At 47.6% G+C, this 8695-nt stretch carries 8 protein-coding genes; 2 read left to right on the forward strand and 6 right to left on the reverse strand.

Translation table 11 applies throughout. The features are described 5' to 3' along the window. Positions 1-323: 323 nt before the first annotated feature. Genes Q0140_RS10890 through Q0140_RS10900 form a run of 3 tightly spaced genes read right to left on the reverse strand, consistent with a single transcriptional unit; the run spans position 324 to position 4065 of the window. Positions 324-2840 carry a molybdopterin guanine dinucleotide-containing S/N-oxide reductase gene (locus tag Q0140_RS10890; protein ID WP_297964508.1) on the reverse strand — a complete coding sequence of 839 codons (2517 nt, stop codon included), beginning with the start codon at positions 2838-2840 and terminating at the stop codon, positions 324-326. Further along, complete coding sequence (locus Q0140_RS10895) at positions 2837-3445, reverse strand: cytochrome C (protein ID WP_297904438.1); 609 nt, start codon at positions 3443-3445, stop codon at positions 2837-2839. Before Q0140_RS10895 ends, Q0140_RS10890 begins: the two co-directional genes overlap by 4 nt. A gap of 20 nt (positions 3446-3465) precedes the next feature. Continuing rightward, positions 3466-4065, reverse strand: coding sequence for a disulfide bond formation protein B (locus Q0140_RS10900; protein WP_297964510.1), 600 nt, complete (start codon positions 4063-4065; stop codon positions 3466-3468). Positions 4066-4442: 377 nt separating this feature from the next. On the opposite strand from Q0140_RS10900, the gene Q0140_RS10905 reads away from it, so the two are divergent. After that, entirely contained in the window at positions 4443-4877 is a 435-nt protein-coding gene (locus Q0140_RS10905) for an Imm12 family immunity protein (RefSeq protein ID WP_297964512.1), read from the forward strand. Positions 4878-5282: 405 nt separating this feature from the next. Here the strand turns inward: Q0140_RS10905 and hutX are convergent, their stop codons facing one another. The 3 genes from hutX to Q0140_RS10920 form a co-directional block, all read right to left on the reverse strand. Then, positions 5283-5795, reverse strand: coding sequence for a heme utilization cystosolic carrier protein HutX (gene hutX / locus Q0140_RS10910; protein WP_297964514.1), 513 nt, complete (start codon positions 5793-5795; stop codon positions 5283-5285). Between the two features lie 216 nt (positions 5796-6011). Continuing rightward, complete coding sequence (locus Q0140_RS10915) at positions 6012-6455, reverse strand: DUF805 domain-containing protein (RefSeq protein WP_297964516.1); 444 nt, start codon at positions 6453-6455, stop codon at positions 6012-6014. 60 nt (positions 6456-6515) lie between these two features. Continuing rightward, a complete protein-coding gene (locus tag Q0140_RS10920; protein ID WP_297964517.1) occupies positions 6516-7994 on the reverse strand; it encodes an NINE protein in 1479 nt (492 codons plus the stop codon). An 89-nt stretch (positions 7995-8083) separates the two neighbouring features. On the opposite strand from Q0140_RS10920, the gene tpx reads away from it, so the two are divergent. Further along, the gene (gene tpx / locus Q0140_RS10925; protein WP_005872978.1) at positions 8084-8608 is read left to right on the forward strand and encodes a thiol peroxidase; all 525 of its coding nucleotides are present in this window, start codon (positions 8084-8086) and stop codon (positions 8606-8608) included. The last annotated feature ends 87 nt before the right edge of the window (positions 8609-8695 follow it).

An 8695-nucleotide genomic window follows, 5' to 3' on the forward strand; every position in this document is an offset into this window, starting at 1 on the left:
GCTCAAAATAGCGGCTATTTCACCGATAAAAACGAAATTTACAGCGACGATTTTAGTGATACACAAATTCCGAAGAAAAATTTTAAATGGAAGCTTAGGCGGTTTTTTAGTTTGGATTGAAATTCTAGCCTGAGCACGAGCCGTTAAATTTCACAAGCGAATAGGGCAGAGTGAGGCAGCGAGACAAATACCGCTCGCTAGCTCCGCTCATTACAGCCGCAAAGCTGCGGCAAGCCAATCGATCCGACTCGTCGCCGCAGCAAATCCTCAGCGATCCGAGGATAGAGCCTCGCCCTAAAACCCCAGACCGCCCCCCCCAATCCCTACTTCGCCCCTTTAGGCGGCATAAACGCGGTTAGCTTGATATCCTCGCCCGCCTTATGTTTATAAAGCTCGATATTTACTAACGCCGTGTGGGAGATGTTGCCGTTGGCAAGCTCGCTCGTAGGCAGATCGATCGTAAGCACGTTCGGATTTCCGTTTTTGCAAAGCCCCTCGGCGTTAGGATCGTACCACGCGCCTTCAAAGATCTGCACCACGCCGCGCATTATGTCGCTGCTTACGTTGGCTCCCGCCAAAATTTCGCCGCGAGCGTTAAACACGCGCACCAGATCGCCCTGTTTGATGCCAAGCTCCTTAGCATCCTCGGTATTTATTAGCACCGGCTCGCGATCCGCGACGGCGTATCTTTTGCGATTTGAGGTGTTGCTCTGCTGCGAATGCAAGCGATCAAGCGGATGCAGGCTAAGCAGGTGAAATTTCGCAGGCTTATCCTTCATGCCCAGCCACTCGACGGGCTCGAACCACATCGGATGCGCGCCGCAGTCTTTGTAATTCATCGCAGCGATCGTATCGGAGTAAATTTCAATCAGCCCGCTAGGCGTTCCCAAAGCCTCCAAAACGGGATCGTTTCTAAAATCCTCAAACGTCACGTAGGCGGCACTCTCGGGCGTCTCATAAAATTCAGTCGGCTCGTTTTTCTCCCACCACTGCTCAAAGCTCGGCATCTGTATTCCCAAAGCGGTGTTTGCGTTCACAGCGCTTGCCGCTCCTTCGTAAAATTCTTTGATCCAATCCATCTCCGTTTTGCCGCCGTCCGTATAAACCTCGGCAAGCCCGTCAGCGTAGGCCTTGCAAAGGTCCGTAAAAATTTGATAATCGTCCTTCGCGCCGTGCTGCTTGGCGACGACCTGCTTCATCGGGATTATATGCATATTGGAGTAGTCCCCGCTCATCGTAATGTCGTTGCGCTCATACTGCGTCGTGGTCGGGAACACGATGTCCGCCATCTTCGCAGTCGGCGTCCAGTAAATTTCATTCACTACGATGGTGCGCGGCTTGCGCCAAGCCTTGATGTTGGTGTTGGTGTCTTGATGGTGCACGATAGGATTTCCGCCGACCCAGTAGATGAAGTCGATCTGAGGATAGGTGATCTTTGCGCCGTTTGCGTCGATCGTTTTGCCCGGATTTAGCAGTGCGTCTGCGATGCGAGCTAGAGGAAAGGCAACCTTCGCCGTATTTACCAGCCACGCTTGAGTAGCTTCGCCGCCTTGCTTCTGATCCTGCGCAAGCCCTAGGAATTTGCCGTCCTTAACGACGCCGACGCTTGCCGCGTTCATTCCACCGATCACGCCACCCGCGCAGGTAGGCGCGCCGCCGTTAGCATAGTGGTAGCTAAAGCCAAAGCCCCCTCCGGCAAGTCCGATCTGTCCTAGCATCGAGCATAGAGTTACGATCATCCAGTGCGCCTGCTCGCCGTGATGAGCGCGCTGGATACCCCAGCCGGCCATTATCATCGTGCGGTTTTCGTAAAATTTTATCGCGAGCTCTTTGATCACGTCCGCGCTAATGCCGCAAATTTCACTAGCCCACTCGGGCGTCTTAGCCACGCCGTCGCTCTGCCCCGTAAGGTACGGCACGAATTTTTCAAAGCCCACGGTGTAGTTTTGTAAAAATTCCTTATCGTACTTGCCCTGCGAGTAGAGGTGCTGCGCCATGCCTAGCATCATCGCTACGTCGGTGTTCGGGCGAGGGGTGATCCATCGCGCCTTATCCTCGAAATACTTGCCGCTCACGGTTTTGATCGGATCGATAATGATGATCTCTTTGTCGCTGTTTTTTAGCTGCTCGAAATACTTAAATCCCTGCTCGTCCGAGCTCGTCCACGCCACGCGAAGCGTAGAGATCGGATTTAGCCCCCAAAAGACCACGACTTTGGAGTTTTCAAGCACCACCGGCCACGAGGTTTGCTGCTCATAGACCTGATTTGAGCCCGTTACGTGCGGCATTATTACCTGCGCCGCGCCCGTAGAGTAATCGCCCGTGACGCCCGTAAAGCCGCCGCTTAAGTTCATAAATCTATGAAGCAGCGTCCTTGAGACATGCACGTTGCCCGTGCTCTGCCAGCCGTAGCTGCCCGCAAACACCGAGCTTGCGCCCTTTTGCTCGCGCGTCTTTTTAAGCTCGCGCGCGACGAGCTTGATCGCGTCTTCATATTTTACCTCGACCCATTCGTCAAGCCCTCGAAGCTCAGGCTTTGGATTATCGGGATCGGCGAGATAGGATTTTCGCACCATCGGCGCCTTGATGCGCGTGTTATAAACGAGATCCGCCATCGTATTTTGAAGCGTATTGGGAATTTTAGAGGTGATCTTCCACGGCGCGGACTTTACGATCTTGCCGTTTTTGACGCTCGCTTTTAAAATTCCCCACCGCGCCGCGGTTAAAATTTCGCCATTTTTCTTAAGCGCAGTAAGTTTATCCGCCGCAAGCATCGAGCTTGGGATGAGCGGAAGCGCCGAGACCGCCGCGCCGAGCTTTAAAAAATTTCGTCTTTTCATTTCATATCCTTTAAATTTACGTCCTTGGAGTGCTTTTGCAGATACTGCACCACCGTCCAGCTCTCATCCTTGCTAATCGGCGTGCGCGAAAGCATCGATTTGATGTAGCCCGGCCATCTGTTGGCTTCATAATCGGCGGGCTGGTGCAGAGCGTGACAGACGCTACACGAGGCCTCAAATTTCTCCTTAGCGCCCGCGAAAATTTTATCCACGTCGCCGCTTAGCGCGCCCTCGTCGGTGTAGGCGGTTATTTTAACCTTATTAAAGCCGTCCTCTTCGCCCAAGCTCTCGCTTTGAAATTTAGCCTGCTTCGAAAACGCCACCGCGATTATGCGCGCTTTAGGCGTGAAATAAATAACGTTCGGCGCCTTTGGATTTTGATAGCCCGTGAGCGAAAATTTCACCACTCCGTCCTTAACCTCCAAGACCTCTATGGCGTTTGTGGGCAGCAGCCTGCCGTCCTTATGCGACAAATCGCCGCTTACGCTTACCTGCTTTAGCACCGTGCCGTAAAGCGTCTCGCCCGCCTTAACCTCGGCGCCAGCGTAGCTTGCGATCACAGCCGCAAGAGCCGCCGCAGCCGCAATAGAATTTAAAAACTTCATGCTTATCCTTTCTTAAAATTTTAAAAACTTCTCGTAAATCTGCCGTATAAAAAGCCCGCAAACATAACGGCCAAAACGGCCGCGAATGCCGCAAACGCTACCTGCGCGCACTGCGCCGCGTCTGCAAATTTTATGCTCGGCACCAGATAAAATCCCTCGCCGTAAAATCCGCCGAAAAAGCTCTGCACGTCACTAAGCGCGGTGCCTGCGGGGAAGGACGGGGTACCCGTGCAGCTTGCGGGGCGAAATAGCTCCGGTAGCAGGCTATCAAGCGGCGCCGCAAAAGGAAATGCAGGCGCTGCGAGGCAATTTGCCGTATCTGCGGCGGAGTGCGGCGCGGAGCTTTGTAAATAGCCGCATATCGCGCCTGCAAAGCTGAGCAGGTAAGCAACGAGTCTTGCTATGAAGCCAAACGGCAGCAGCAAGCCGATGAGCGCGCCCACGCCCGCTACGGCAAAGCCCAGACGCACGAGGGCGCTCATCTGCGTAGGCGACATAAAAAGGTAGCGCTGAAAGAAAAAATATGATACCGCAAGATAGCCTGCGCTTATCACAAAGAGCCAAAACCACGGCGTGGCGGTATTTTGCCACGCGTAAATCTTTAAGATCAATCTATTCAAGATCTCCTCCATCTTATAAAATTCTTAAGAATACTTTTTAATCTTAAGATTTAAATTTATGAGGGAATTATAGCAATAAAAGATAAAAATTCGAGTCTGTATTACCCTAAATATCGGAGTTTTATGAGCTTTAAGCTTAACGTATAAAATTCCAATTTTAAAATTTGACGCTCCTTGCGTGACGGCGGAAAGTTTTTGAGATATGAAATTAAAATGATAGATTTTATAAAATTTATCTTTATTCGGGTCTATTTTGATAAAAAATATGCCGATTTTAAAACCCTCGAAACCCGATACTCGATCAATATTATGAAGATGATATAATGAGCTGAAATTTTTAAAAATATTTAACTTCATATTCAAGGGCGGGGCGCTATATGAAATTTAACATAAATGCTGTTATCGGCGGGGCGGATGATGTGCCGATCTATATATCGAATATTATAAGAGCAGCAAGGCAAGAGATTAAAAGTATTTTTAGCGATTTTGAAATGCGCTCGCTGCAAAAGATCGATATTTGCCTTTGTTTGAGCGGGGAAGTGTCGAGATATTTTCCGAAATCGGGAATTTATCAACCGAAATATTATCTTAAAAGCAAAAAAATTATCGCGTATATTCATTTTAGCTCAGATGAGTGGGGCTCCGATAAAAAGGCGAACGTAGATAAATTTTTAGAAAAGTTCAAGCAGTATCTTATGGAGCTTGGAGATATTGCCGGGCGGAAGATTGCGAATAATAATTTAGAGTTTGACGATAAGCAGTACAAAGACAATATAAATAAAATTTTTGAAAATTTAGTAGTAGATTGTTGAAATAAAATTTGAAAATAATATCTATCTGAAGCGGCAAAATTCCGCTTCAGATAAGGCAGACGCTAGCCCGGGCTAGTGAAATTCCAAACGCCCTTAAGACACGAAATAGCGACGAGGTGAGTTTGGAATTTCATCATCAACGATAATTTAAAATTTTGCCCGAAAGCTTATTGGCTAGCTTAAAGCGCCTTGGTTGGCGCCCCATAGAATTTCAACGCGCCGTTAAGCAGGCGATGCGCGAGCCGCGCAAGGCGGGTCTTGCGCGAGCGTGTAAAAGTACGCGCGGTGTTATTTTGCAGTAGAATTTTACGGATTTGATCTCGCGCGCAAAAGGCGAGATCAAGCCTAAATACCCGACAAGAGTAAATTTTACGCAAACCGCGCAAGACGAGTTTTGTGCGAATGCTAAATCGCGGCTTTTAACGCTTCAAATTTCGCGTCTTGCTCGGCTAGCAGCTGTCCTTTCTCGTCGCGCGAGACGTAAATTTTAAAGATATTCTCGCCCGCTTTGTCGTAAAAGCCCACGAATTTCGAGAGCATCCCCATGAAAGTCTGCGTCACGAGGATAATCTTATCGATCTCATCCGTCTTTAGATGACCCCCCAAAATGCCCAGCCCATGCGCCTCATCGCCGTTTGCGCCCATGCCGAAATTATAAAATCCGCGCGCGCTCTTGCCGCTTGGGATCTTGGTCTTAAACTCGATGATGAAGCTCGGCGTATTTTTTACGAAAAGCACCTCGCCCCAGCTCTCAAGCTCCCTAATGACCTCGCCGAATTTATCGCCGCCCGTGCTCTTTCCGAAGCGCTCGGGCAGGTTTAGCAGCACGTCGATCTCCTTCGCGCCTAGTTCCTTGCAGATCTGCGCGATCGAAATTTTAGGATTTTGCGCAAACAACGCCTCTATTCTCTCTTTCATTTTCATCCTTTCTAAAATAAAATTTTGAGCGCCATTATAATATAAAAATTCTAAGTTACAGATAACGGCAATCAATTAAAGCGTAATTGAAAAGATTATTTTAAGAAAAATTTAGCGCTGCAAAGTGCTTATGCGTAGAATTTTAAGCGACAATACAAAGAATTTTATCTACACGGAATTTTAGAATTCTAAAATTTCACAAAGTTTAGAGCTCTATCATAGCGGATCGTATCCGAAGCGATTGGACCCGCTATCGCCGCGCTGCACGAAAAATACAAGCAGCACTATCCAACCCACAAATGATACCAAAAGCCCGATATCGCCGAAAAAAGCACCCACGATCGGCGTTAAAATAAGCAGAAAAAACCAGCCGCTTCTATCGGTGTCATGTAGTCGCCTGACCGATACGGCGATGGCTGGCACGAGCATGGCTAGTTGAAAAAGCGCATATATAATGCCGATTTCTTGATGGACGATTTTGCCGGCTATTATTTGATTGTACCCTATCGTAGTGCCTAAAACGCCATCTATCAAGCTCAAAACGATCCCGCCAAGCACGGTAAATAGAAAAAACCACCAGTACTCCGACCTTGATGCTCGCCCGCTAAATGTGGCGTATTTTTGCTTGACACAAGTTTGCACAGACTCCATAAAAGTCATTTTAAACTCCTTTTTTAAAATAATATAGGATTATACTAATCGCCCCTTAAATTTAAATACCTAAAACTCCCGCCCGTTCATCTGCCTTACGTGATACGCCAGATTCGCTAGATTATAGCCACCTTTTGAGGCAGTAATCTCCCTAGTGCCATAAACCGCCGAAACATTTAAAACTACCGAAGCTAACCATCCTATGGCAAATACTAAGGCGAAAAGCTGTGAGTCAAGCGCTATCAAGACTAGAGTTACTATCTCCGTAGCTGCAATAACATAAAACGCTCTTAGATAGTTTTTCTCTCCACTGCAATCATAAAGCTCTTTACTAACTAGCAGCTGATAGATCAGATATACCGCTGTGCATACGCAATAAATGCTTACCATAAAAACTGATGGTTTAAACAATTCAAATCCTACAAATATAGTGCTTACTGCGCTTATAGCCGAGGAAACCCCGACTAGCACGGCGTTTGATAGCAGATCGGCGCTGCGTATTGCGCGCGCTAAAAAATATAGCCCCACAGCTAGGCATATCATCGATATAAGTCCGACGCCCTCCAACGCACCCACTTTATCTACATTCTTGATATATCTGCCTACCGCATTTAACGCCTCAAGCCCAAACGCTATATAAAGGGTAGTTTTGGCAGTAGATAGATTCTCGCTCTGCTCTTTAGCGTCATCCGTATAAACATACAGGATTGCTCCCACACCCACGGATACATTTAGCTTTCGCACCATATCAGGCAACCTAAAAAAGTCGCTAATAAGCCAGATTAAAAACAAAACATTAGGCACCGAGAAAATAACCATAAAATGAAAAAAGCCCTGTTCTATATCCTTTAGGTCTGATGCTTGCACGCCCAAATCCGGACGAGATGAGTTTATAAGCGCCAACAGATCGTTACCTTCTATACTCGTCCACATGACAGTAACCACTACTAAAAAAAGCCAGATGAGAAATGGCAGCCCGCCTAAAAGCTGAAAAATCGCGGAGATTATACGCCCAAGATAAAATCTATGCGCGCCGAAAGGCCCGAGGAACATATAAAATACGTAGGCTTTATTTAGATCGTAAACCTTAGCTGAGCTTTGTGTAGAGCTAATTCTATCGGAATTTGAGGAAGCTGAATTTTGCCAAGTGGAATTCTGCTCTGTAAAATTCTGCGAGTTAGCAGCATTTTCGGTAGAATTCAAGCCTTTCGCGTTAGAATCTTGCTCGCTAGAGCCTGTCGCAGCAGAATCTCGCAAAATAGAATTTTCTTCATCCAAGCCTTGAGCCGCAAAAGCTAAATTTTGCTCCGCAGAATTTTGTGGTGTGAAATTCTGTTTTGTAAAAGTAGAATTTTGCTCTATAGAATTCTGAGCCGTGGAATTTTGCTCGCTAGTATCATCCGCCGCAAGAGCTTCTTGCGTTAAATCTAAATTCTCAGATTGCTCCTGTAGCTTCTCATCCAAGGGCTTTTTCTCTTCGCCACTTTTACGTCTTATGCTGGCTAGCGATGCAGGATTGCTGCTGCCGCCCCAAATATCTTCGCCCATCTGCTCTCCTTGATTTTTAAAGCAATTTTACCTGAAATTTAAGGAATTTTTGTATATTCGCCGCTACAAATTCAAAACAAAGGACAAAAATGCCAACAGTAACATTTCAAGGAAAGCCCGTAGAGTTAAGCGGGCAAGAGATAAATCTAGGCGATCGCGCGCCGCAAGTACGCTTAGTAGCTCAAGATCTAAGCGAAATCGAGATCGCTAGCGGCAAGCACGTGCAAATCATAGTCGCCGTGCCGTCGCTAGATACGCCCGTCTGCGCGACGGAGGCACGTAAGTTCAACGAGCGCGCCGCATCGCTTCCTAACACCGAAGTAATCGTCGTTTCGATGGATTTGCCGTTTGCGATGGGGAGGTTTTGTACGACTGAGGGGATCAAAAATCTACGCGTTGCAAGTGATTTCCGCGATAAGGAATTTTGTCGCCGCTACGGCACCCTCATCGCCAGCGGCGCATTAGCAGGTCTCAGCGCCAGAGCGATCTTCGTCATAGATACCGCAGGCGTTGTGGTTTATAAAGAGCTCGTAAGCGACATAGCCTCTGAGCCCGACTACGACGCAGCGCTAGATTTTGCAGAGCTCGTCGCTCGCAACAGCTGCTCTAACTGAGCAAGATAATAGATCCAAGGTTTGGATAATTTTCGCCTCGCTTTAGTTCACTACTTTAAGCAAATTCGCCCTACTGCAAGTAAAAAA

The sequence above is a fragment of the uncultured Campylobacter sp. genome, from assembly GCF_938045405.1.
Classification (GTDB): Bacteria; Campylobacterota; Campylobacteria; order Campylobacterales; family Campylobacteraceae; genus Campylobacter_B.

Bases quoted from the DNA above. Each gene is read 5' to 3' on its own strand.
- Q0140_RS10890 (WP_297964508.1), bottom strand. From the start codon at position 2,840: ATGAAAAGACGAAATTTTTTAAAGCTCGGCGCGGCGGTCTCGGCGCTT.
- Q0140_RS10895 (WP_297904438.1), bottom strand. From the start codon at position 3,445: ATGAAGTTTTTAAATTCTATTGCGGCTGCGGCGGCTCTTGCGGCTGTG.
- Q0140_RS10905 (WP_297964512.1), top strand. From the start codon at position 4,443: ATGAAATTTAACATAAATGCTGTTATCGGCGGGGCGGATGATGTGCCG.
- hutX (WP_297964514.1), bottom strand. From the start codon at position 5,795: ATGAAAGAGAGAATAGAGGCGTTGTTTGCGCAAAATCCTAAAATTTCG.
- Q0140_RS10915 (WP_297964516.1), bottom strand. From the start codon at position 6,455: ATGACTTTTATGGAGTCTGTGCAAACTTGTGTCAAGCAAAAATACGCC.
- Q0140_RS10920 (WP_297964517.1), bottom strand. From the start codon at position 7,994: ATGGGCGAAGATATTTGGGGCGGCAGCAGCAATCCTGCATCGCTAGCC.
- tpx (WP_005872978.1), top strand. From the start codon at position 8,084: ATGCCAACAGTAACATTTCAAGGAAAGCCCGTAGAGTTAAGCGGGCAA.